The sequence below is a fragment of the uncultured Flavobacterium sp. genome (assembly GCF_937967675.1).
Taxonomy (GTDB): domain Bacteria; phylum Bacteroidota; class Bacteroidia; order Flavobacteriales; family Flavobacteriaceae; genus Flavobacterium.
In genome coordinates this window covers 1-22303 of record NZ_CALBSN010000108.1, presented here as the reverse complement: position 1 = coordinate 22303, position 22303 = coordinate 1, and the positions used below count along the sequence as shown (strand labels likewise).

Annotated in this window: 21 protein-coding genes; 12 read left to right on the top strand and 9 right to left on the bottom strand. The window is 32.6% G+C overall.

Annotation, left to right across the window (positions count from 1 at the left end):
• Positions 1–50: 50 nt before the first annotated feature.
• The 3 genes from Q0075_RS07460 to Q0075_RS07450 are packed head-to-tail and all read right to left on the bottom strand — an operon-like array spanning position 51 to position 4667.
• On the bottom strand, positions 51–2054 hold the full coding sequence (locus Q0075_RS07460; protein WP_291106991.1) for a thioredoxin family protein: 2004 nt from the start codon (positions 2052–2054) through the stop codon (positions 51–53).
• Positions 2051–3361 carry a tRNA lysidine(34) synthetase TilS gene (gene tilS / locus Q0075_RS07455; protein WP_297868962.1) on the bottom strand — a complete coding sequence of 437 codons (1311 nt, stop codon included), beginning with the start codon at positions 3359–3361 and terminating at the stop codon, positions 2051–2053. The genes Q0075_RS07460 and tilS overlap by 4 nt, the downstream gene beginning before the upstream one ends.
• A 16-nt stretch (positions 3362–3377) precedes the next feature.
• Positions 3378–4667, bottom strand: coding sequence for an anthranilate synthase component I family protein (locus Q0075_RS07450; RefSeq protein ID WP_297868961.1), 1290 nt, complete (start codon positions 4665–4667; stop codon positions 3378–3380).
• Positions 4668–4852: 185 nt separating this feature from the next.
• Between Q0075_RS07450 and Q0075_RS07445 the strand changes: the two genes are divergently transcribed.
• The 5 genes from Q0075_RS07445 (at position 4853) to Q0075_RS07425 (ending at position 8860) form a co-directional block, all read left to right on the top strand.
• Positions 4853–5746: a DUF4349 domain-containing protein gene (locus tag Q0075_RS07445; protein ID WP_297868960.1), complete on the top strand. Its 894-nt coding sequence runs from the start codon at positions 4853–4855 to the stop codon at positions 5744–5746.
• A 60-nt stretch (positions 5747–5806) separates the two neighbouring features.
• Complete coding sequence (locus Q0075_RS07440) at positions 5807–6673, top strand: hypothetical protein (RefSeq protein ID WP_297868959.1); 867 nt, start codon at positions 5807–5809, stop codon at positions 6671–6673.
• A 47-nt stretch (positions 6674–6720) separates the two neighbouring features.
• Positions 6721–7095, top strand: a complete 375-nt coding sequence (locus tag Q0075_RS07435; protein WP_297868958.1) for a DoxX family membrane protein — start codon at positions 6721–6723, stop codon at positions 7093–7095.
• Between the two features lie 206 nt (positions 7096–7301).
• Positions 7302–7991 carry a hypothetical protein gene (locus Q0075_RS07430; RefSeq protein ID WP_297868957.1) on the top strand — a complete coding sequence of 230 codons (690 nt, stop codon included), beginning with the start codon at positions 7302–7304 and terminating at the stop codon, positions 7989–7991.
• A gap of 227 nt (positions 7992–8218) precedes the next feature.
• Positions 8219–8860 (top strand): fibrobacter succinogenes major paralogous domain-containing protein, encoded by a 642-nt coding sequence (locus Q0075_RS07425; RefSeq protein ID WP_297868956.1) that lies wholly within the window; start codon positions 8219–8221, stop codon positions 8858–8860.
• A 167-nt stretch (positions 8861–9027) separates the two neighbouring features.
• On the opposite strand, the gene lpdA is transcribed toward Q0075_RS07425, so the two are convergent.
• Together lpdA and Q0075_RS07415 are read right to left on the bottom strand one after the other, a co-directional pair.
• Positions 9028–10431, bottom strand: coding sequence for a dihydrolipoyl dehydrogenase (gene lpdA / locus Q0075_RS07420; protein WP_297868955.1), 1404 nt, complete (start codon positions 10429–10431; stop codon positions 9028–9030).
• A 97-nt stretch (positions 10432–10528) separates the two neighbouring features.
• Positions 10529–10984, bottom strand: a complete 456-nt coding sequence (locus tag Q0075_RS07415; RefSeq protein ID WP_297868954.1) for an Lrp/AsnC family transcriptional regulator — start codon at positions 10982–10984, stop codon at positions 10529–10531.
• Positions 10985–11165: 181 nt separating this feature from the next.
• On the opposite strand from Q0075_RS07415, the gene Q0075_RS07410 reads away from it, so the two are divergent.
• From Q0075_RS07410 to Q0075_RS07380, 7 genes are all read left to right on the top strand, one after another.
• Positions 11166–12368 (top strand): aminotransferase class I/II-fold pyridoxal phosphate-dependent enzyme, encoded by a 1203-nt coding sequence (locus Q0075_RS07410; RefSeq protein WP_297868953.1) that lies wholly within the window; start codon positions 11166–11168, stop codon positions 12366–12368.
• Positions 12369–12471: 103 nt separating this feature from the next.
• A complete protein-coding gene (locus tag Q0075_RS07405; protein ID WP_297868952.1) occupies positions 12472–14643 on the top strand; it encodes a DPP IV N-terminal domain-containing protein in 2172 nt (723 codons plus the stop codon).
• Positions 14644–14752: 109 nt separating this feature from the next.
• Entirely contained in the window at positions 14753–16222 is a 1470-nt protein-coding gene (gene nhaC / locus Q0075_RS07400; RefSeq protein ID WP_297868951.1) for a Na+/H+ antiporter NhaC, read from the top strand.
• Positions 16223–16340: 118 nt separating this feature from the next.
• The gene (locus tag Q0075_RS07395) at positions 16341–16976 is read left to right on the top strand and encodes a peroxiredoxin (protein WP_297868950.1); all 636 of its coding nucleotides are present in this window, start codon (positions 16341–16343) and stop codon (positions 16974–16976) included.
• Positions 16977–17053: 77 nt separating this feature from the next.
• Positions 17054–17362 (top strand): thioredoxin family protein, encoded by a 309-nt coding sequence (locus Q0075_RS07390; RefSeq protein WP_297868949.1) that lies wholly within the window; start codon positions 17054–17056, stop codon positions 17360–17362.
• A gap of 75 nt (positions 17363–17437) precedes the next feature.
• The gene (locus Q0075_RS07385) at positions 17438–17695 is read left to right on the top strand and encodes a hypothetical protein (RefSeq protein ID WP_231843647.1); all 258 of its coding nucleotides are present in this window, start codon (positions 17438–17440) and stop codon (positions 17693–17695) included.
• Between the two features lie 125 nt (positions 17696–17820).
• Positions 17821–19566 (top strand): T9SS type A sorting domain-containing protein, encoded by a 1746-nt coding sequence (locus Q0075_RS07380; RefSeq protein ID WP_297868948.1) that lies wholly within the window; start codon positions 17821–17823, stop codon positions 19564–19566.
• Between the two features lie 31 nt (positions 19567–19597).
• Here Q0075_RS07380 and arsB read toward each other — a convergent pair whose 3' ends face one another.
• From arsB to Q0075_RS07360, 4 genes are read right to left on the bottom strand one after another with little or no spacing between them, the layout of a single operon-like run.
• Entirely contained in the window at positions 19598–20629 is a 1032-nt protein-coding gene (arsB, locus tag Q0075_RS07375) for an ACR3 family arsenite efflux transporter (protein ID WP_297868947.1), read from the bottom strand.
• A 4-nt stretch (positions 20630–20633) separates the two neighbouring features.
• Complete coding sequence (locus Q0075_RS07370) at positions 20634–21242, bottom strand: protein-tyrosine-phosphatase (RefSeq protein WP_297868946.1); 609 nt, start codon at positions 21240–21242, stop codon at positions 20634–20636.
• 49 nt (positions 21243–21291) lie between these two features.
• A complete protein-coding gene (locus tag Q0075_RS07365; protein WP_297868945.1) occupies positions 21292–21768 on the bottom strand; it encodes a DUF6428 family protein in 477 nt (158 codons plus the stop codon).
• A gap of 34 nt (positions 21769–21802) precedes the next feature.
• Complete coding sequence (locus Q0075_RS07360) at positions 21803–22126, bottom strand: metalloregulator ArsR/SmtB family transcription factor (protein ID WP_297868944.1); 324 nt, start codon at positions 22124–22126, stop codon at positions 21803–21805.
• Positions 22127–22303 lie beyond the last annotated feature (177 nt).

Here is a 22303-nt window from a genome sequence, read left to right as displayed (position 1 = left end):
AATATAGAAAAGTTTTTGAAATAAAAAATCCCGATTGCTCGGGATTTAATTTATTTTTTGAATTTTGATATTCCGTCTTCTAACCATTTTTTATATACCTCAGCATCTGGTGTATATCCAATTTGCTGGGTAATATCATTTCCATCGCTATCTAAAATAATGTAATAAGGTTGTGCATTGTTTTTATAATGAGTAATTTGATAATCGCTCCATTTGTTTCCAATCGTTACAATTTCTTTACCTGTTTCTTTTGAAACGTATTGCTCTTCTTTTGGTAATTCGCGTTTGTCATCTACATATAACGATACCAGAACAACTTGATCTTTCAAAATCGATAAGATTTCAGGTTTAGACCAAACAAAATCTTCCATTTTTCTACAATTCACACAAGCATGACCCGTGAAATCTAATAAAATTGGTTTACCTACTTTCTTAGCGTAAGCCAATCCGTCTTCATAATCGTGAAAAGCTATTATTCCATGTGGACCTGAGTGAGCATGTTCTGGAAGTGCAACTGCAGCTGGCGTGGTTCCTCCGGAAGTTCCAATTCCGTTAGGACTTTCACTATAGGTCATTGGCGGTGGAAATCCTGAAATAATTTTCAATGGAGCACCCCATAATCCTGGAATTAGATAAATTGTAAATATCGTAACGAAAATCGCCATAAACAATCTTCCAACAGATAAATGAGTCATAGGACTATCGTGTGGCAACGTTAATTTTCCAAAAAGATACGCTGCCCAAGTTCCAAAAATCGCAATCCATATTCCTATAAAAACTTCTCTTTCTAATAAATGTGCTTGCACTACTAAATCGGCATTCGATAAAAATTTGAATGCTAAAGCTAATTCTAAAAATCCTAGAGAAACTTTAACCGTATTTAACCATCCACCTGATTTAGGTAACGAGTTCATCCAACCTGGGAACATCGCAAATAACATAAAAGGTAATGCTAAAGCTGATGAGAATCCTAACATTCCTATAATTGGCGCTAAACCACCTTTAGACGCTGCTTCAACTAATAATGTTCCAACGATTGGTCCAGTACAAGAAAATGAAACAATTGCTAAAGCCAATGCCATAAAAAGGATTCCTACAAATCCTCCTCTATCGGCTTGTTGGTCTACTTTATTGGCCCATGAATTTGGTAAAACGATTTCAAATGCTCCTAAAAATGAGGCTGCAAAAAACACTAATAATCCAAAGAAAATCAAGTTAAACCAAACGTTTGTTGATAGTGCATTTAACGAATCCGCTCCAAAAACACCTGTTACTAATGAACCTAAAATAACGTAAATCAATATAATTGAAACACCATATAAAATAGCGTTTTTCTTTCCTTCTGCTTTGGTTTTACTTTGTTTGGTGAAGAAACTCACTGTCATAGGAATCATTGGGAATACGCAAGGCGTAAGTAAAGCCGCAAATCCACCAAAAAACGCTAAAAAGAAAATCGACCATAATCCTTTTTCTTCTGTTTTTGGAGCTGCAGTTGCTACAACTTCTTTTGTAGATTTTTCTGTAACTGCAGTTACAACTGCTGATGTATCAGTAGCAACAATCGTCGAATCAGTTTCTACGACTGTACTTGCTACATCCTCTGTCTTAATTGCAGGCAATTTAAAAGTAAAAGTAGCATCTTGTTGGATACATTGTTCTTTACAAGCTTGGTATTCCACATAGACCTTAATTTCTTTTAGATTGGCATTGGTAATCTTTACCGTTTGCTTGAATTGTGCAGCGTTTTCAAACATGTATTCATCAACCTCAAAGATATCGTTATATACTTTTTTGTATTTACTTTCAGTTGTTTTTCCAACTAACTGATAATTTCCTTTCTGATTTTTGTAATTAAAAACCGTGGGAAGCGAACCACCATCTGGAGTATATTGCGAAAACATGTGCCACTCATTTTCTATAGTAGCATCCATAATCAATTCAAATTCGGTAGCCGATTTTTGAACAACTTTTGTTTTCCATTGTACTGGATTCAAAATTTGCGCGTTTCCAAAAATTCCAAAAATTAAGGCGATTAAGGCAAAATATTTTTTCATTCTTCTAATACTATTTTTATGATGTTTTGTGTTGTTTCTTTACTTGTAAATCGGTCATCAGCTCGTTTTCCAACAACCCAAACAATTTGGTCTTCCGAACATAACAACCATTGATTTTCTTTATCTAAAAGCGAGTATTTCTCATCTTTAAAATACTTACTCAACTTCTTTTTTCCACTCATTCCTGATGGATAAAAATAATCTCCTTCTTGCCATTTTCTGATGGTTAATGGAAATTTGAGTTTGCTTTCATCTACAAATATACAATTCGAATGCGTTTCAAAAATGTTAACTGCTTTATAAAACCTAAGTTTTAAGGGAATATTAACTTTATCATCTAACGACTTAATAACATAAATTTCTTCTTCATTAGATGATTTTCTTACTGAAAGGATTAATTTTTCTCGATCTTTCAACAAAAAATGCGTTTCTGAAAAAATCTGTTTTCCTGATTGTGCTTCCACCAAATCATAAATATCATTCCAAGCCGAAAATCCATATGATTTAAGCCATTGATACAAATACGCTTTGTAATTTTGGAATTCAAGCAAAGGTTTCAAATGAATTTCTAATTGACTCTCTTTCTCCTCTACAACTTTTTCATAAACCAATTTAGAAGCGTCATTAACTAAACTTTCAGCTTGTTGCAAATGATGTAAAGTGTTTTGAAACGAATCTAAAAATCCGGTATTCAATTCTTTTAAAATGGGAACAATGTCGTGACGCAGTTTATTTCGGAAATACTTATCCGATGCATTACTAGAATCTTCTCGCCATTGAATTTTATTATCTAATGCATAATTTTCAATTTCTTTTCTTGAAAACGGCAACAACGGACGAATAATGTTTTCATTTTGAGCTGGAATTCCCGTTAACCCATCTAAGCCGGTTCCTCTAGTAAAATTGATTAAAAACGTTTCGACATTGTCATCCAAATGATGCGCGGTAACCAAATAATCCAATTGATTTTCTAACAAAAGTTCCTGAAACCATTGATAACGTAACTTTCGAGCGGCTAATTGAATAGAAAGTTTTTTTTCATTAGCAAATTCAGTGGTATGAAACGTTTCAATAAAATAAGGGATATATCTGTCTTGGCAAGTTTCTCTAACTAACAATTCATCTCCATCACTCTCTTTTCCACGCAGTTGAAAATTGCAATGTGCTACGCAAATATCAAACCTCAACTTATAAAACAAATCCAACAAAACCATACTATCAATGCCACCACTTACCGCTAAAAGTAATTTCTTGTCTTTTAGTTGAGGAAATTTTGTAGTAATATGGTTTTGAAATTTTATTAGCATGACCAAAAATAAGGAATTATTTGGATTGCAGCACTTCAAACATCGCTTTTGCCTTCAACAAACATTCTTCATACTCCATTTCTGGAATGGCTTGAGAAGTTACAGCACTTCCTACGGAAAAAGATAAATACTGATTTTGGGAATTGTATAAAATACTTCGAATCACGACATTAAAATCGAAATCGCCAGTTGGTGTGAAATAACCTACTGCTCCACTGTATAAACCGCGTTTGGTTTCTTCCAAGTCTTCAATAATTTGCATAGCCGAAATTTTTGGCGCTCCTGTCATACTTCCCATTGGAAAAGTGGTTCTTAGAATTTCGATGGGTGAAGTCGAATTTTCTACTTCGGAAACAATCGTAGAAATCATTTGGTGGACTTGCTTAAACGTATAAATCTGACACAATTCTTCCACTTGAACGCTTCCTTTTGTAGCGGTATGCGATAAATCGTTGCGGACTAAATCGACAATCATGATGTTTTCTGAACGTTCTTTTTCGTTTTGAGCTAAATCAGATTTTAATTGTTCATCTTGTTCCAAGTCAAAACTTCTTCTTGCCGTTCCTTTTATAGGTTGGGAAATGACTTTTAAACCTTCTTTTCGCAAATAACGCTCAGGTGAAGCGGAAAGCAAATACTGAAAATTATTCTTGAAGTACACAGCAAAAGGTGGTTCGGAAATCGTATTCAGTTTTTGATAGATTTCCAAAGGTTCAATTTTAGCCTTTTCTGCATAAAATTCCATACAGAAATTGGCTTCGTAAATGTCGCCACGGTGAATGTGTTCGAGCATTTTGGAAACTTTGGAAAGGTAATTTTCCTTTGAGATGCGTTGCTGAATTTCAACATCAGATGACGGAACACTAAATACTAAACACTGAGTTATTTCTACGAAATCTAATTCTATTTCGTCATCACACATTCGTAAATATTGAATTTCTATCTGATTTCCTTTAATCAAAAACAACTTTTTAGGTTGAAAGAAAAACAAATCTGGGAAATCTAATCCATCGAAATTGTTGGATTGTAAAGCTTCTGTATCGTTTTTTAAATCGTAGGATAAGTAACCAAACAACCAATCTTTCGTTTGACTTTGGTACTGATACAAATCTTGAAACGCATTTTCGTAATCGGTTTTAATCGAAGTAAAAGCATCCACCGCCAAAACGGCATCGCAACTGGAATACTTTTGATGATACTGATTCGAATCTAAAAACACAACTTCTCTGTGTTGGTTCGCCCAATGTAAAAGTTGGTTTTTAAAGTCGGAAAAATGCGAAATATCTTTTGTAATTACTGTTCTCAAATTGGAAAATTTACTTCGTAAAAGTACAACAAAAAAATAGTTGTTGAAAAATGGTTCAAATGTTAAAATTTGGCACGGTTTTTATTCTTGCCTCAATAACTAACCCAATTAAAAATTCATTTGTATTGATTCTAAAACTACATGTATTAAAAACAATTAATCAATAACTTTAAAAATGAATTTTTATGAACAAAAACACCAAAATCGTATTGACTTTGCTAGCTCTTGGCTTAGTCTTGTCTTGTAAAGAAAGAGTTGCAGAAGAATCAGCAGATTATTCAGAAAATGTTGCAACCGATAGCACAAGTGTTGTTTCTTCTTCCGCAGCCGTTGAAAACAAAAACAGCAATCGGAAATTTGTTCGAACGGCTGATGTAAAATTTAAAGTCAAGAATGTTGCCAAATCGACTTATGCGATTGAAGATGCGACAACGAAATTTGGTGGATTTGTAACGTATACCCATCTTCAAAGCAACATTCACAGCGAAGACCGAACCAAAGTGAGTCAGGATAGCACTTTAGTAACTACAAAATATAAAGTGGATAACAACATCACGATTCGTGTTCCGAATACGAAAATGGATACCGTGATTAAAACCATAGCGAAACAAATTCACTTTTTGGATTATCGCATCATTAAAGCAGATGATGTTTCGTTACAAATGTTATCTAATGAATTAGCACAAAAGAGAAGTAATTCATCTGAAAAACGTTTGGCAAATGCAATTGATTCGAAAGGAAAGAAACTCAATCAAGTTGTAAAAGCCGAAGAAACTTTAGATGCTAAAAAAGAACAAAATGACGCTTCAAAATTGCAGAATTTATCATTACAAGACCAAGTAAATTTTAGTACTTTAACGCTAAACATCTACCAGGACGAAAGCATCAAACAAGTAATGGTGGCTAATGAAAAAAGCATCAACGCTTACCGACCAAATATTGGTTTACAAATTTGGGACAGTATAAAAACAGGTTGGTTCATGTTGGAACATATTATTTCATTTATTGTAGTGCTTTGGCCATTTGCCTTGATTGGATTTTTAGGATTTTTGGGATATAAGAAATTTTTAAAAAAGTAAGAAATTAGCCATCGGGAAACCGATGGTTTTTTATATATTTGATATACTAACATTTTTTTTATGAAAAAACTATTTATCATTTGTCTGAGTGTTCTATTATTCAATAATACTAATGCTCAAGAAAACAGCGAACTTAAATTTGAAACCAATTTTTATGATGCCGTAAATAATTGGGTTGTTTTACCCAAAAAATCAACTGACACAATATATACTTATGGTTTTATTTATATGGATATCTCTGCTGGAATTACATTTCATTTAGGAGGAAGTTTTTATATTGATAAAAATAAAAAATATATTGGTGATGCACAGCCAGCGCATCAAATGACAAAAAAGAGATTAGATAACCCAAATATTGTAAAAATGGCGGTTTTAAGTGATTATAAACTTAAAGAACTTAATCTAAGTAAAGAACCTAATTGGTTAAGTAGCTATGAATTTTCAGAAGATTCTGTTGAAAACTTAAAAAAATTAGGTTATCATTTCAATCATGTTGGCGCTTGTGAAAAAGCCTTATTATATTTAAACAAAGCTTATAAAAAAGATCCTCATTACAAAGGTTTAGAGTTTGAAATTGCTTATGCCTATAATCATTTAGGACAATATGATAAATCAATTCCTGTTTTAGAAAAGGCTCTAAAAAACGATTCTAAAAATTATTCTTTTTATAGAGAATTAGGATATGCCTATTCTAAACTAAATAAATTAGATATGGCAGAAAAAACGTATAAAAAAGGAATTAGTTTATCAGATAGTAATTTTGAAAAATCGGAGATGGCTTTAAATATGGCTCAAGGATATTTTTTAGTAAAAAATAAAGGTAAATTTGATGAATGGGCAAAAATAACTCGAACATATGCTGAAAAAGATTCTCAATATGCTCAATATATCAATTTTTTTGAAAAAGAATGGGATAGCAAAAGGTAAAATATTTCGCTATATTTGAATTAACTAACCAAAAAACTATTTAAATTATGAAAATTGCAACTATTATTGTTCGTGTACTTTTAGGAGCTCTGATGTTATTTGCTTCTATTTCTTACTTCTTTAATTTAGGAGAACAACCTGCGCCAACTGGTGATATGGCTACATTAATGGCTGGATTTATGGCTTCAAAATACATTTTCCCTGTAGCAAAAGCTATTGAATTAGTAGCAGGATTAATGTTAGTAAGCGGTAAATTTGTACGACTAGGAACTATCATTTTGTTACCCATAAGCATCAATATTTTTCTAATTCATGTAGTGGTAACAGGTACTGATATTCCAATGGCAGCAGCCATCTTATTTGCCAATGTATTTTTAATTTATGCTAATTGGGATGGTTTTAAAGAAATTGTAAAGCCATAAAATTATAAAAAATATAAAATATAAAAAAACCAAACTCAGCAAGAGATTTTTTGTTTAAGCGATTAAATAGCGACTAAAATTAGATTTTTTATTATTTTTGAAAAAGATAAAACGGACATTTTAAGACTTATACATTTAAAATTGTGAAGGACTTATGATTTTTTTATATATAAACAAGTTAACACTAGTTAAAAAAACACAGGAATATGATAGTAAGACATATGGCTTTAGAAAATGAATGGAATACAAATGAGAATTTACAAAATGCCCAAAAACTAATTTTGGGCTCGTTTAATCCATACAACATTAATGGAGACAATACTGATTATTATTATGGAAGGTGTACAAATTATTTTTGGAAAGCCTTTGCTGAATTAAATAATTTGAATCCTAATATATTCTTCAATAATTTAGATTTAAAATTAGAGTATATGTATAGATATAGATTTTGTTTTATGGACTTAATTGATTCTATCGAAATTCAATGTCAAGGCAATAATGAATTAATAATCAATAACTTCATAAACCAAAAAATACATGCCGAATTTTCTGACCAAGTTTTATTTACAACAAGAACATTATTTGAAAATAATGAAATCACAATTACTCGAACATATAATCAAGGCATTATTAATTTAATACAACAGGGCGTAATTCAAAGAGTTATTCACACTATGGGAAATAATACAATCGGGATCGATTTCAGAACAAAGTGGCAAGAAAATCGACTTGGAGCGAATGGTTTTCAAGGTTTCATAAACCAAATAAGAAATCAGAATAATATAAATTTCATTTCACATTCATACAGCCCAAGTGGGAGAGCTGTTAAGAGAGCTGGGCCAAATTACTTTAACAATCTGAAACATTGGTTACATTACAATTTAATACATGTATAAACTAATGCTAACATCTTACGAGCTCCAATATCCCAACCGCTGGCGCAAAATAGGACTACCAATCACCTGAACGAAAATGATTACATCCATTCGTAAAAAAACAATAACAAAAAAAATACATTTTAACAGGCAAAACCCGAAAAGCCTTTTTAATAGAGTAGGGAACAATTTAAATGAAAATGAAAAAAGTAAGATTAATTTTATGTGCAGTTATGATTACTGCAATGATGGTAACATCCTGTGGTGAAGGCACTTCTGTTAAAACTTCATCTTCTAATGAAGAATCAACATCTAATGAAAAATTATCATATAATGAAGTTACCATCGGTAAACAAGTATGGATGACCGAAAACCTTAACGTGGATAAATTCCGCAATGGAGACCTTATACCTGAAGTAAAAACTCATGTCGAATGGGAAAAAGCAGGTGAGAATAAACAACCCGCTTGGTGCTATTATAATAACGAACCTAATAACGGAAAAATATATGGTAAATTATACAATTGGTATGCTGTTAATGATACAAGAGGTCTTGCTCCAAAAGGTTGGCATATTCCATCTGAAAAAGAGTGGGTATATTTATATGACTATTTAGGAGGTCAAATAACTGCTAGTAATAAATTGAAAAGTACTAATGGCTGGAATGATAATGGGTACGCAACCAACGAAAGTGGATTTTCAGGCCTGCCAGGTGGAGCCCGTTCCCCGGAGGGAAAATTCTACAATATTGGTGATATCAGCTATTGGTGGAGTTCTTCTGAAGGAAGATGGGGCCAGGCGATATACCGCGATTTGGGTTTCAGCGATGTTGGCATCGATTATATAATGTTCAAAGAATCAGGGTTGTCAGTTCGTTGTATTAAGGATTAATTCATTTGACAATTTGATTATTTGATAATTTACCAGAAGATGGCATTTTTTTAAAAAATGGAATTATATTACGACTTTCCTAATATCGCGGTTTTCAATCCGTGCCAACAAAAAAAGCCCAAATTTCCATTGAAATTTGGGCTTTTCATTTATTATGAATTAATCAATTACACGTGTAATGCTCTATTATCTGTCGCTGCCAATGCTGCTTCTTTGATAGCTTCTGCAAATGTTGGGTGAGCGTGTGACATTCTTGAAATATCTTCTGCACTTGCTCTAAATTCCATAGCTGTAACAGCTTCTGCAATTAAATCAGCACATCTTGCTCCAATCATATGAACGCCTAAAACTTCATCTGTTTTGGCATCCGCTAAGATTTTTACAAATCCGTCAGTGTCTCCTCCTGCTCTTGCTCTTCCTAAAGCTTTGAATGGGAAACTTCCTGCTTTGTACGCTACACCTTCTGCTTTTAATTGCTCTTCTGTTTTTCCAACAGCCGCAACTTCTGGCCAAGTGTACACTACACCCGGAATTAAATTATAATCGATATGTGGCTTTTGTCCAGCTAAAATTTCGGCAACCATTACACCTTCTTCTTCTGCTTTGTGTGCTAACATCGCTCCACGAACTACGTCACCAATTGCATAAATGTTAGCAACCGAGGTTTGTAAATGATCGTTTACTTCGATTTGACCTCTTTCTGTAACTTTTACGCCTGCTTTTTCAGCGTTTAATCCATCTGTATAAGGACGACGGCCTACAGAAACTAATGAATAATCACCTTCTAACGTGATGATTTCTCCTTTAGCATTTTCTGCTTTTACCGTTACTACATCTCCTGCTCTTTCTACTGATTGAACTTTGTGAGAAGTGTAGAATTTCATTCCTTGTTTTTTTAATACTTTAGTCAATTCTTTTGACAATGCTGCGTCCATTCCTGGGATGATTCTGTCCATGAATTCTACTACAGAAACTTGCGCTCCCAAACGTAAATATACTTGACCTAATTCGATACCGATAACACCACCACCAATAATTACTAGGTGTTTTGGAACTTCTTTCAGTTTCAAAGCTTCAGTAGAAGTAATGATTCTTTCTTTATCTAATTTGATAAATGGTAAGCTAGATGGTTTAGAACCTGTAGCAATAATAATATTTTTTGATTCGATGATTTCTGAAGAACCATCTTCTTTAGTCACTTTTACAGAAGTAGCGCTTTCAAACGAACCCACTCCATTGAAAACTGTGATGTTGTTTTTATCCATTAAGAATTTTACACCACCCGAAGTTTGATCTACAACTGCTTGTTTACGAGCAATCATTTTTTCTAAATTCACTTTTACATCACCCGAAACTTCAATTCCGTGGTCAGCAAAGTGTTGTAACTCTTCATAATGATGCGAAGATGCTAATAATGCTTTCGATGGAATACATCCCACATTTAAACACGTTCCTCCAAGGGTTGAATATTTTTCAATAATAGCAGTTTTAAAACCTAATTGGGCACAACGGATAGCTGAAACATATCCTCCAGGGCCAGAACCAATAATGGTTACATCAAATTGACTCATGATTGTATATAAAGTTTGTTGTTTGACTTAAATTCGGATACAAAAGTAACGCTTTTTGAATTAATTCTTTGTTACTTTTTTGGTAAATTATTATAGCTTAGTTTAAAGTAAAAGCTGTTGTGTTTTTCACTTCTCCAATCATAAATGAACTGTGTGTACTCCCAATATGTTTTAATCCAGTAAGTTTGGTTACCATAAACTCTCTATATTCGTCCATATCTTTCACGTGTACTTTTAAAATGTAATCGTAATCTCCGCTTACGTGAAAACATTCTAAAACTTCATCTAACTTTATTACTTCACTTTCAAAAGTGGTAACAAAATCTCTAGTGTGTTGAATTAATTTGATATGACAAAATACCACAAAAGCTTTTTCTACTTTATTTCGATCAAGAATAGCAACATATTTGCTAATTACGCCTTCACGCTCAAGTTTTTTAATTCTCTCATAAACCGCAGTTACTGAAAGATTCAAAACCATAGAAAGTTCTTTGGTTGTTTTTTTTGTATCCTCTTGAAGTAATCCAAGTAGTTTTTTGTCGATTCCGTCCATTGTTGTTGTGTTGTTTGTTTTAAAGTTGTCAGCAAATGTAACTAAAACGAACAAATAACAGAAATAAAAACTACAACTTTAACTAAATTTAGAATAAAAATCTAATTTTAATTTCAAGTATTGAATAATAGTTTACCAAATTATATTTTTGATTTAAAATAAACAACTAAACTTTAAAATTATGGAAAAATTTAATCCGGCAGATCGTATACAAGATTTACAATATTTCGGGGAATTTGGTGGTGTAAATCCATCGATTTCAGATAGTTCAACATATACATTTCTTTCAGCAAAGACTATGTTTGACACCTTTGAAGGTAATGCTGAAGGATGCTATTTATATTCACGCCATTCATCGCCAAGTAATTTATACTTAGACAAAGCTATGGCAGCTATGGAAGGAACAGAATCAGCAAACGTAGCTGCTTCTGGAATGGGAGCTATCACTCCTACTCTTTTACAATTATGTGGAAACGGTGACCACATCGTTTCAAGTAGAACTATTTACGGAGGAACGTATGCTTTCTTGAAAAATTTCATTCCAAGAATGGGCATCAAAACTACATTTGTTGATATCACAAAATTAGATGTAGTTGAAGCAGCTATTACGCCTAACACTAAAGTTTTATATTGCGAAACTGTAAGTAATCCTTTACTAGAAGTTGCGGATATTGCTTCTTTGGCTAAAATTACTAAAAAACACAACATCAAATTAGTAGTTGACAATACGTTTTCTCCTTTATCAGTTGCTCCTGCTAAATTAGGAGCTGATATCGTGATTCATTCCTTAACAAAATACATTAACGGAAGTAGCGATACTGTTGGTGGTGTGGTTTGTGCTTCTCAAGAATTCATAAATAGCTTGAAAAACGTTAACGACGGAGCAAGTATGCTTTTAGGTCCAACAATGGATAGTTTGCGTTCGGCTTCTGTGATGAAAAACTTAAGAACATTACACATCAGAATGAAACAACACAGCCATAATGCAATGTATTTGGCTAACAAATTTGAAGCTGACGGTATTAAAACGGTTTATCCAGGTTTAGCAAGTCACCCAAGTCATGAAATTTACAAAACCATGATTAATCGAGAATATGGTTTTGGAGGTATGATGACGATTGATGTAGGAACTTTAGACAAAGCCAACGCTTTAATGGAATTAATGCAAGAAAGAAACTTAGGTTACTTAGCGGTAAGTTTAGGATTCTATAAAACATTATTCAGTGCTCCTGGAACTTCAACTTCATCAGAAATTCCATTAGAAGAACAAGCAGAAATGGGCTTAACCGATGGTTTAATTCGTTTTTCTATTGGTCTAGACAATGATATCGAAAGAACCTATCAAATGATGAGACAATGTATGATAGAGTTAGGAGTTTTATAATTCCATCGAAATAAATGTAACAAATCCGATTTAGCAATGAATCGGATTTTTTATGTAACAAATCCGTAACTTTGAACTCTAATACACAATTAATTTACTAGTAATGAAAAAATATCTTTTAAGTTTTCTATTGGTTGGAAGCTTTGCCGTTGCGCAAAATTTAACCATTGAAGAAACTGTTTTAGGACCAAGAAAATATGCTCCAACAACACAAACTGCCCAACAATGGCGTAAAGATTCCAAATCCATCACGTATTTAAGTACTGACTTTTCTTCTCTTGTTGAAAAAAGTGCCGCAAATGGTTGGACAGCTTCCACTTTAACAACAAAAGCTGAATTTGAAACCGCTTTGAAATCAAAAATATCAAATGACGAGTTTACCATTAGAACGTTTCCATTTTCAATTAATTGGAAAACTGTAAACACGTTTGAAACTGAAGTTGCAGGCAAGAAAAACAATTACAAAGTAACGTATGACGTTGTTTCAAAACAGATTACTTCAGTTATTAGTTATGCGGTTGAAGGAAGTCAGGCAAAATTTGCTTCTAATAACAATGTAGCTTGGTTACAAGAAAACAATATCCGAATTACAACTCCATCGGGACAAGTTATTGAAGTTACCAACGATGAAAACAAAGCAATAGTTAACGGTTCTGATTATGTACACCGCCAAGAATTTGGTATCGACAGAGGAATGTGGTGGAACGAAAAAGGAACGCAATTAGCTTACTATCGCAAAGATGAAACAATGGTAGCTAATTATCCGCTTACCAATTGGAATGAGCGCGAAGCAATCAACAAAGACATCAAATATCCAATGGCTGGAATGACTAGCGAGAATGTTACTTTGTTAATTTACGATGTAGCTTCAGGTAAAAAAGTAACAATTCAAACAGGTGAACCAAAAGAACAATATTTAACTATGGTATCTTGGGAACCAACTGGAAAACATATTTTTATTGGAATATTAAATCGTGAACAAAATCATCTGAAATTCAATAAATATGATGTAGCAACAGGTGCTTTTGTAAAAACATTATTTGAAGAAAAAACAACAACTTGGGTAGAACCACAACATCCATTAACTTTTGTTCCAAATAACCCAACTCAATTTATTTACCAAACCGATTTCTATGGTTTCAACCAAATGTATTTGTACAATACTGATGGGAAATTATTGAAAAATTTAGGGCATAAAGATGTGGTTGTGAAAGATATGCTTGGTTTTGATGCTACCAACACCAAAATAAACTACATTGGAACAACCAATAATGGATTAGATCGTCAATTGTTTCAAGTGGATTTAAAATCAGGAAAAACCATTCAATTAACAACTATTTCTGGAACGCACACAGCTTCTGTTTCTTCAGATGGAACGATGATTTTAGACCAATACAGCAACTTAACTACTCCAAACGAAATTTCGATTTTAAACATCAAAAATAAAATGGCAAATACTTCTTTAGTTAAAGCCGAAAATCCGTTCACAGGAAAAATTGATTTACCTAAAATGGAATTCGTAACTCTAACTTCTCCTGACGGAAAAACACCACTAAACGGAAGATTAATTTATCCAGGCAACTTCGATGCTACGAAAAAATATCCAGTAATGGTTTATGTTTACGGAGGTTCTCATGCGCAGTTAGTTAACAATCGTTGGTTAGGTGGAGCTGGATTCTTCGATATTTATATGGCTCAAAAAGGATACGTAGTATTTACCTTAGATAATAGAGGAAGTGATTCTCGTGGAAAAAAATTCTGTGAGGTTACCCATAGAAATTTAGGCGTAAACGAAATGGCAGATCAAATGAAAGGAATTGAATTCTTAAAATCAAAATCATTTGTTGATGCTGAGAAAATTGGAGTTTTTGGATGGAGTTATGGTGGTTTTATGACCACTTCTTTAATGACAAATCATTCAGATGTATTTAAAGTTGGAGTTGCCGGTGGACCAGTTATCGATTGGAAATACTACGAAATCATGTACGGAGAACGCTATATGGATACTCCACAAGAAAATCCTGAAGGATATGAAAAAACTTCTTTATTAAGCAAAGCGAAAGATTTAAAAGGAAGATTGTTAATTATTCACGGTGCTCAAGACCCAGTAGTAGTTCAACAACACAGCATGAACTTTATTGAAGCTTGTATCAAAGCAGGAAAACAAGTAGATTATTTCTTATATCCAAACCACGAACATAATGTAGGCGGAAGAGATCGAATTCATATGTATGCTAAAATTGCAGATTACTTTGATTTACACTTGAAAAAATAAACTTTCACAAAATAAAAAACAAATCCGTTGAATTTTCAGCGGATTTCTTTTTTAGGAAGTTTTCAAAATAAAAAGCATTTTTCTATCTTGCAAGCTCAAACAAAACTAAATGGATACTAAAATCATAAAAAACAGAGAGTTAAAACTTTGGGAAGCCTTAATTCCCGTTTTCGCTCTAATTGGAATGCTTGCTTACAATGTACTTTTTGCTTATAACGGACCCGATGATAATGCTTTAGGTGGAAGTAATCAGTTTATTCTTTTACTTGGTGGTGCTGTTGCGGCTATTATGGGATATTTTACAAAAGTTCCTTTCCATAAAATGTTAGATGAAGTAGCTAATAACATCAAATCCACTGCAGGAGCTATCTTAATTTTATTAATGGTAGGTGCATTAGCAGGAACTTGGATGGTAAGTGGTATCATTCCTTCCATGATTTATTATGGTTTACAAATTTTGAGTCCGGCTGTGTTCTTACCAGCTACTTTGATTATTTGTTCGGTAATTTCTATTGCAACTGGTAGTTCTTGGACAACATCTGCTACTGTAGGTATTGCCTTGATAGGTATTGGAGGTGCTTTAGGGTTTGATTTAGGAATGGTGGCTGGTGCCGTAGTTTCCGGAGCTTATTTTGGAGATAAATTATCGCCAATGTCTGACACAACAAACTTAGCACCTGCTATGGCGGGAACTGATTTGTTTACGCATATTAAATACATGACATTAACTACAATTCCTACTTACATTATCACTTTATTGTTATTCATTATTTTAGGGCTTTCAGTAGAAGTAACAGGTGAAGCTAATACCGATGATTTATTAAATTCAATAACAACAAGTTTTAACGTAACGCCTTGGTTATTTTTAGTTCCAATTATTGTTATTGGATTAATCGTAAAAAAAACAGAACCTTTGGTTGCACTATTAGTTGGAACTTTATTAGCTGGAATTTTTGCAATTATATTTCAACCTGAAGTTGTGAACGGAATAACAGGTGTCGATAGCATGACTTTTAAATCAGCTTATAAAGGAGTCATGGAAGCTATTACATCAAAAGTAGTAGTGCCAACAGAAAATAAAACCCTTACTGATTTATTTACTTCTGGTGGAATGGCAAAAATGTTACCTACTATTTGGTTAATTTTATGTGCGATGGTTTTCGGGGGAATTATGGATGCCATTGGAGCCTTATCCAGAATTAGTGAATCCTTATTAAAATTAGCACATTCTACTTTTGGATTATTCGCTTCTACTGTGGGAAGTTGTTTAGCATTAAACATCACGGCTTCTGACCAATATTTAGCGATTGTAGTGCCAGGTAAAATGTTTGCAAAGGCATATAAAGATAAAGGTCTAGCTCCAGAAAACTTAAGTAGAACTCTAGAAGATACTGGAACTGTAACATCAGTTTTAGTGCCTTGGAATACATGTGGTGCTTATCAAGCGGGAACTCTTGGTGTATCAACTCTTGATTATTTACCTTATGCTTTCTTTAATATCCTAAGTCCATTTATGACCTTAATTTTTGCAGCTTTCAATATTAAAATTAAACAATTGGTTTCAAATATTAAAGAATAAAACACTATAATCAAAATCTATATTAAAATAAAAATTAACCATGACTTAACTATAGTTGTGGTTTTTTTATTTGTACTTTTGTAAAAGAAATTTAATTATTAATTTAAATAGAAATAAAATGGCATTAGTAGGAAAAAAATTCCCAAACATTACAGTAGATGCAATCTCTTTCATGGGAGATAATTTAAGAATTAACGTTTTAGAGGAAGCAGTAAACAACAAGAAAAAAGTTGTTTTATTTTGGTATCCAAAAGACTTCACTTTTGTTTGTCCAACAGAATTACATGCTTTTCAAGCAGCTTTAGGTGAGTTTGAAAAAAGAAACACTATGGTGATTGGTGCTTCTTGCGATACAAATGAAGTACACTTTGCTTGGTTAAATACTGCAAAAAACAATGGTGGAATTGAAGGTGTAACTTACCCACTTTTAGCTGATACTACAAGAAATTTAGCTGCAGCTTTAGATATTTTAGATGCAGAATGGGTTTATGATGAAAATGTAAATGATGAAATCTTAGAAGGTTCAAACGTAACTTTTAGAGCTACTTATTTAATTGACGAAGATGGAAAAGTATTCCACGAAAGTGTAAACGATATGCCATTAGGAAGAAACGTAAATGAGTACATTAGATTAATCGATGCTTATACTCACGTTCAAACTAAAGGTGAAGTTTGTCCAGCTAACTGGGAAGAAGGAAAAGATGCTATGAGTGCAGATAGAAACTCTACTGCTGCTTATTTAGCTTCTCATTAATAATTTTTGTTTCAAGTTTCAGGTTTCAGGTTATTCAACTTGGAACTTGAAACATGAAACTTTAAACTAAAAAAAAAATGTTTACAGAAATCGAACAAGACAACTTAGCTGAAATCATTGCATCTAACGAAACAGTAGTAGTTCAATATTCAGCATCATGGTGCGGAAATTGCCGTATTATGAAACCAAAATTCAAAGTAATGGCCTCTCAAAATGAAGCAGTTCCTTTTGTGGTAGTAGATGCCGAGAAATTTCCTGAATCTAGAAAATTAGCTAAAGTAGACAATTTACCTACATTTGCTACTTTTAAAAATGGTGTATTAGTTAATCAAACCCAAACTAATAAAGCTGAGGTTTTAGCAGAATTAGTTAATGAAGTAATATAAAGATACTTGATTTTCGGATAGTAGATATTCGGATGTCTGAAAATCCTTTATCTGAAAATCTAAAATCTAAACAAAATGAAATTACCTATTATAAAACAGTTAACTCAATTTATTGAAGATAACGACCAAGATTATTTAGTAGAAACTATCGAGGTATTAGAAAACCTTTGCGAAGTTTCGTCTCTTAAAGACGAAGAATTAGATGTAATTGCAGAGCTTATCTCTAATATGTATGGTGCATTAGAAGTAAATCAAATGATTAAAGACGGAAAAGATAAAAAAACGGCTTTAAATGATTTTATGAAGCGCGTATTAGGATCTATAGATAAATAAATTAATAAAGCTCTTTTTTAGAGCTTTATTAATTTTAAAAGACATCTATTTAAACTTAAATTATTTAATAAAATTAACTCTAATTTTATATATTGCACTATAATAATTCCTATTAATCAATGTGCATGAATAAAATTACTTCTTTTATATCTGTATCGATAGTATTCATTTCTACTTTAGGATTTTCTCAAAATCAAAGCATTCAATTTAAGCCTAGACCTGCTGAATTTGAATTTTATGGTTCTATAAATGATAGTGTTTACGCATTAAAAGCGCCTATAAACACGACAACAAATCGAACTTTTGAAAGTAAATTACCTTATCCCATCATTTTTATCCATGGATTAAATTCTAGTTCGGAAACATGGAACACTTCTACCGATTATTATGATACCCAATACGGATTTACTTTTGGTGGTCGTTTTGATTTTTGTTTGAATGCCGACAATAACAATACAACCACTAATAAAAACTTTTATCCAACCGCTGGCGCTGATATCGTAGCGTTTGAATCACTTGTCCAAAATGGCGATTATTTTTATGTAAATTTTGACGTAAATCCAAATGGTAGCATTGGAACATCTGTTTTAAGTAATCAATCGGCTATTGCTAAACAAGGCGCTGCAGTTAAAGTGGCTGTTCAACGCGTAATGGAAGTAACTGGAAAAAACAAAGTTATACTAGTTGGGCATAGTATGGGCGGATTAGCATCGAGAGAATACATCCAAAACAGCGAGAATTGGCAATCGGATAATCAACATCATGTAGCAAAATTACTAACTTTAGGAACTCCTCACGGTGGTAGTAATGCGAGTGACAACATTTTAGCCTTCATGACTGGTACTGATGTCAGCTCTGAAGCCATTCGAGATTTAAAAACAACTTATTATTACAGTGGCGAGCCTGGACATTTTTTATTTGGTGGATTAGAAGTGCAAAATAGTTCTAGCATGAATGACAATTCTTATATACCTGATTTTTATAATTCTGATATCAACTGCAATGGTATTGTAGGTGAAACGATATTAGGATTGAATCAAAAATCTATTGACCATTTTATCGACTTTTCTTGTGTTATTGGCAGAATTACAAATGCGTTTGGAGGCAATATCACTACTGATGGAGTGGTGCCTGAACCATCCTCAAATATGAATACTTATCTAACCGGTTTAACCTATCCTGCCAAATTATTCTATTTTAATTCGGGATATGATATAATTGAAAATCATACTGAATTAACAGGCTATCCTTACCAAATGATGCAAGGTTTAGACGAACCAAATTTTAAAGAATTAGCGTATAGTATTGAAACCAATAAAAATTATATTGGTTATACTACGATTCAAAATCCAACAGGAGCTGATAATGATTATTTTAAATTTACAGTTACCGATAATGTAGATGCAGCCGTTTCAGTAAGTAGTATCGTAACTTCTTCTATGAATGGTACAATTTTAAATTCAGTTGGAACTACTGTTGGGGTATCCCAAAATAATAGTGGAGCTACAATTAATTTTACAAGAACGCTTGCACCAGGAGATTATTTCTTAAAACTTACAAGCACGAATCCAACTAATACCAATTATACTACACCTTATCAATTTAATATTGCCACTACTTTAAGTGCTGAGGATATTAGTTTTGAATCCTTTGTGTTTTATCCAAATCCTGTGAAAGACGTATTGCATTTAGATAATATCAGTTTAACTAAAGTAAGTGTGTATAGTATTTTAGAACAATTAATTGAAGCTAAATCATTTGAAAACACAACTTCTAATACATTAGATTTATCTAGTTTAGAAAGTGGAATTTACTTAATAGTTTTAGAAAACAATTCCCAACAAAAAACAATAAAAGTAGTTAAAGAATAAAACGAAAAACGCTCTTAAAAAGAGCGTTTTTTTATTTAAAATATTTCTTTCTCAGCCAAAAAGCCACATTCACTAAAATTATCAAAGCGGGAACTTCCACTAAAGGTCCTATAACACCAGCAAAGGCTTGTCCGCTATTGATTCCGAATACACCGATGGAAACTGCTATTGCTAATTCAAAATTGTTTCCAGAAGCGGTAAACGATAGTGCAACTGTGTCTCTATAATCTGCACCTATTTTCTTAGCCACAAAGAACATCAAGAAAAACATAATTGCGAAGAAAATAACTAGTGGAATAGCAATACGAAATACATCAATTGGTAAATCTACAATCATTTCGCCTTTTAGGCTGAACATGACTACTATTGTAAATAAAAGTGCTATTAACGTTATCGGAGAAACAAAAGGAATGAATTTCTGATTGAAAAACTTATCGCCCAAATACTTCTTAATTACAAAACGACTTATCACAGCCAAAGCAAACGGAATGCCTAAATAAATTCCAACGGTTTGAGCGATTTCTGAAATGGTAATATTTAATTCTAAACCTTTGATTCCGAATAAAGGCAACATGATTTCTAAATAAAAATAAGCATATAAACTGAAGAAAAACACTTGAAGTAAACTATTGATTCCGATTAATCCAGCTGTTAATTCTCTATTTCCCTCAGCTAATTCATTCCAAACGATTACCATGGCAATACAAGGTGCAATTCCTATGATAATTAATCCCATCATATATTCTGGATAATCTTTCAAAAAGAAAGTCGCTAATAAAAACATTAAAAACGGCCCTACAATCCAAGTAATGAAAAATGAAGCGAATAATAACTTAGGCTTTTCAAACATTTGAGGCACTTTTGAAAAATCGATTTTTGTTAATGGTGGATACATCATTAAAATCAATCCAATCGCTAACGGAACATTAGTTGTTCCAGATGAAAAAGAATTAATAAAATCAGCTGAATTTGGAATAAAATACCCTATTCCTACTCCAACTAACATGGCTAAGAAAATCCATAGCGTTAAATAACGGTCTAAAAATCCTAATCTTTTTTTCATCTGCTTATTTTATTTGAGAAAACACAAAATACATTTCACATGCTATTTGTAAACTTCTTTCTGTATATTTTTCGTTCATTACATCCGTTCCGTCAAATGCTTTTGGATCGTCGTATTTGATTGAAAATCTGGCTTCTGTTCCAAAAACCATTGGACAACCTTCGTCAGCGTTATTACAAGTCATGATGGCTCCAAAGTTTGTCTTTGGATTAAAATCATCGAAATACGTTTTTGAAAAACAAATTATTGGATGCTGATTATCATCGAATTTCACCGCATAAACTGGATTTTGTTCTTGACTTAATTGCTGAATTTGAAAACCTTGTTTTACGAGAGTTTCTCCTACTTTTGGAAACATAGCTGTAGCTTCCGTTCCTCCGGAATAACAAAATACATTCTTGATTCCGAATTGAAACGCCATGGTTTGTGCCCAAATTTGCGACAAATGACTTCTTCTGGAATTGTGCGTGCAAATGAAATTCAATCGAATTTCTTCGTGTGTATTAACTTTATTTTGAATATAATCTACTAGCGGTTGTAAAACTGCTTTGCGTTCGGCTGAAACTTCTATTTTTGAAATAGATTCGATGGTTTTTGATAAATTTTCTAACATATCTATCTGAGTGAATAGTGAAAAGTAATTAGTGATTAGCTTTTTAAAATTAACAACAACCTGAATCTGGTGTGCAACAAGAAGTTTGTTTTGGTTTCCACTCGCCTATTTTAACTTTTAGCTTTTCTGGTGGAATTCCACAATTGTCTTTGGCTAAACAATCGGTTAATTTTGACTTTAATTGGAAGTTAGTTCCTTCAAAATCCAAACTAAATTTTCCGATGGTTTCCTTCATTTGGTATTCGACTTCGATTTCTAAATCAGGTAAACCTAAGGTTTTTTCTGAAAGTTCTATGATGTGAACTAGTTTTTCTGGGTGCAATCTGTGATCGTAATCATTGGCTTCCCAAAGTTGGAAATTCACTACTTCTTCTGTTCTAACAGTTCCACCGCAATCGATGAAATGTTTAGTGATTTTACCTACTTCAGTTACATGGAAATGATTTGGTACTAAATCGCCGTTTGGTAATTGAAAAGCTATTGTAGTTAGCTTTTTTAATTCGGATTTGATTTCGGATAGTTTCATTTTTAGTAATTAGTGATTAGTGAAAAGTGATTAGCTAACAACATTTGTTTTTTAACTTATGACGAATCATACCAAAGTGATTTTCTATTTTATCAATGGTATCTGGATTAATACAATAACAAATTGCAGTTCCTTCTATGGTTCCTTTGATAATGTTGGCGTTTTTAAGTTCCTTTAAATGTTGCGAAATTGTAGGCTGCGCCAATGGTAATTCGTTTACAATATCACCACAAATACAAGTATCTACGGTTAATAAATAATCTACAATTGCAATACGAGCAGGATGTGACAAGGCTTTAAATAAACTTGCCATTTCGTTTTGCTCAATTGTAAAAGAATCTGATTTTGATGCTCCCATGAGTATTTAAATTTACTTGTTTGGTATTATTTTGAAACGGTTTTCGATACAATTTTTTAAAGCAAAAATTAGCATTTTAACTTTAAAAAATCACTCGAATTGACGTTTCAAGAATTATTGCTAATTATTATATTGCAATATTACGATAAACAAATATACTACACAATAAAAAATCCC

Coding starts and splice junctions, on each gene's coding strand:
- Q0075_RS07380 (WP_297868948.1), top strand. CDS start 17,821: ATGAATAAAATTACTTCTTTTATATCTGTATCGATAGTATTCATTTCT.
- Q0075_RS07370 (WP_297868946.1), bottom strand. CDS start 21,242: ATGTTAGAAAATTTATCAAAAACCATCGAATCTATTTCAAAAATAGAA.
- tilS (WP_297868962.1), bottom strand. CDS start 3,361: ATGCTAATAAAATTTCAAAACCATATTACTACAAAATTTCCTCAACTA.
- Q0075_RS07395 (WP_297868950.1), top strand. CDS start 16,341: ATGGCATTAGTAGGAAAAAAATTCCCAAACATTACAGTAGATGCAATC.
- Q0075_RS07360 (WP_297868944.1), bottom strand. CDS start 22,126: ATGGGAGCATCAAAATCAGATTCTTTTACAATTGAGCAAAACGAAATG.
- arsB (WP_297868947.1), bottom strand. CDS start 20,629: ATGAAAAAAAGATTAGGATTTTTAGACCGTTATTTAACGCTATGGATT.
- Q0075_RS07405 (WP_297868952.1), top strand. CDS start 12,472: ATGAAAAAATATCTTTTAAGTTTTCTATTGGTTGGAAGCTTTGCCGTT.
- Q0075_RS07430 (WP_297868957.1), top strand. CDS start 7,302: ATGATAGTAAGACATATGGCTTTAGAAAATGAATGGAATACAAATGAG.
- Q0075_RS07385 (WP_231843647.1), top strand. CDS start 17,438: ATGAAATTACCTATTATAAAACAGTTAACTCAATTTATTGAAGATAAC.
- Q0075_RS07410 (WP_297868953.1), top strand. CDS start 11,166: ATGGAAAAATTTAATCCGGCAGATCGTATACAAGATTTACAATATTTC.
- Q0075_RS07445 (WP_297868960.1), top strand. CDS start 4,853: ATGAACAAAAACACCAAAATCGTATTGACTTTGCTAGCTCTTGGCTTA.
- Q0075_RS07460 (WP_291106991.1), bottom strand. CDS start 2,054: ATGAAAAAATATTTTGCCTTAATCGCCTTAATTTTTGGAATTTTTGGA.
- Q0075_RS07435 (WP_297868958.1), top strand. CDS start 6,721: ATGAAAATTGCAACTATTATTGTTCGTGTACTTTTAGGAGCTCTGATG.
- Q0075_RS07415 (WP_297868954.1), bottom strand. CDS start 10,984: ATGGACGGAATCGACAAAAAACTACTTGGATTACTTCAAGAGGATACA.
- Q0075_RS07425 (WP_297868956.1), top strand. CDS start 8,219: ATGGTAACATCCTGTGGTGAAGGCACTTCTGTTAAAACTTCATCTTCT.
- Q0075_RS07440 (WP_297868959.1), top strand. CDS start 5,807: ATGAAAAAACTATTTATCATTTGTCTGAGTGTTCTATTATTCAATAAT.
- lpdA (WP_297868955.1), bottom strand. CDS start 10,431: ATGAGTCAATTTGATGTAACCATTATTGGTTCTGGCCCTGGAGGATAT.
- nhaC (WP_297868951.1), top strand. CDS start 14,753: ATGGATACTAAAATCATAAAAAACAGAGAGTTAAAACTTTGGGAAGCC.
- Q0075_RS07390 (WP_297868949.1), top strand. CDS start 17,054: ATGTTTACAGAAATCGAACAAGACAACTTAGCTGAAATCATTGCATCT.
- Q0075_RS07365 (WP_297868945.1), bottom strand. CDS start 21,768: ATGAAACTATCCGAAATCAAATCCGAATTAAAAAAGCTAACTACAATA.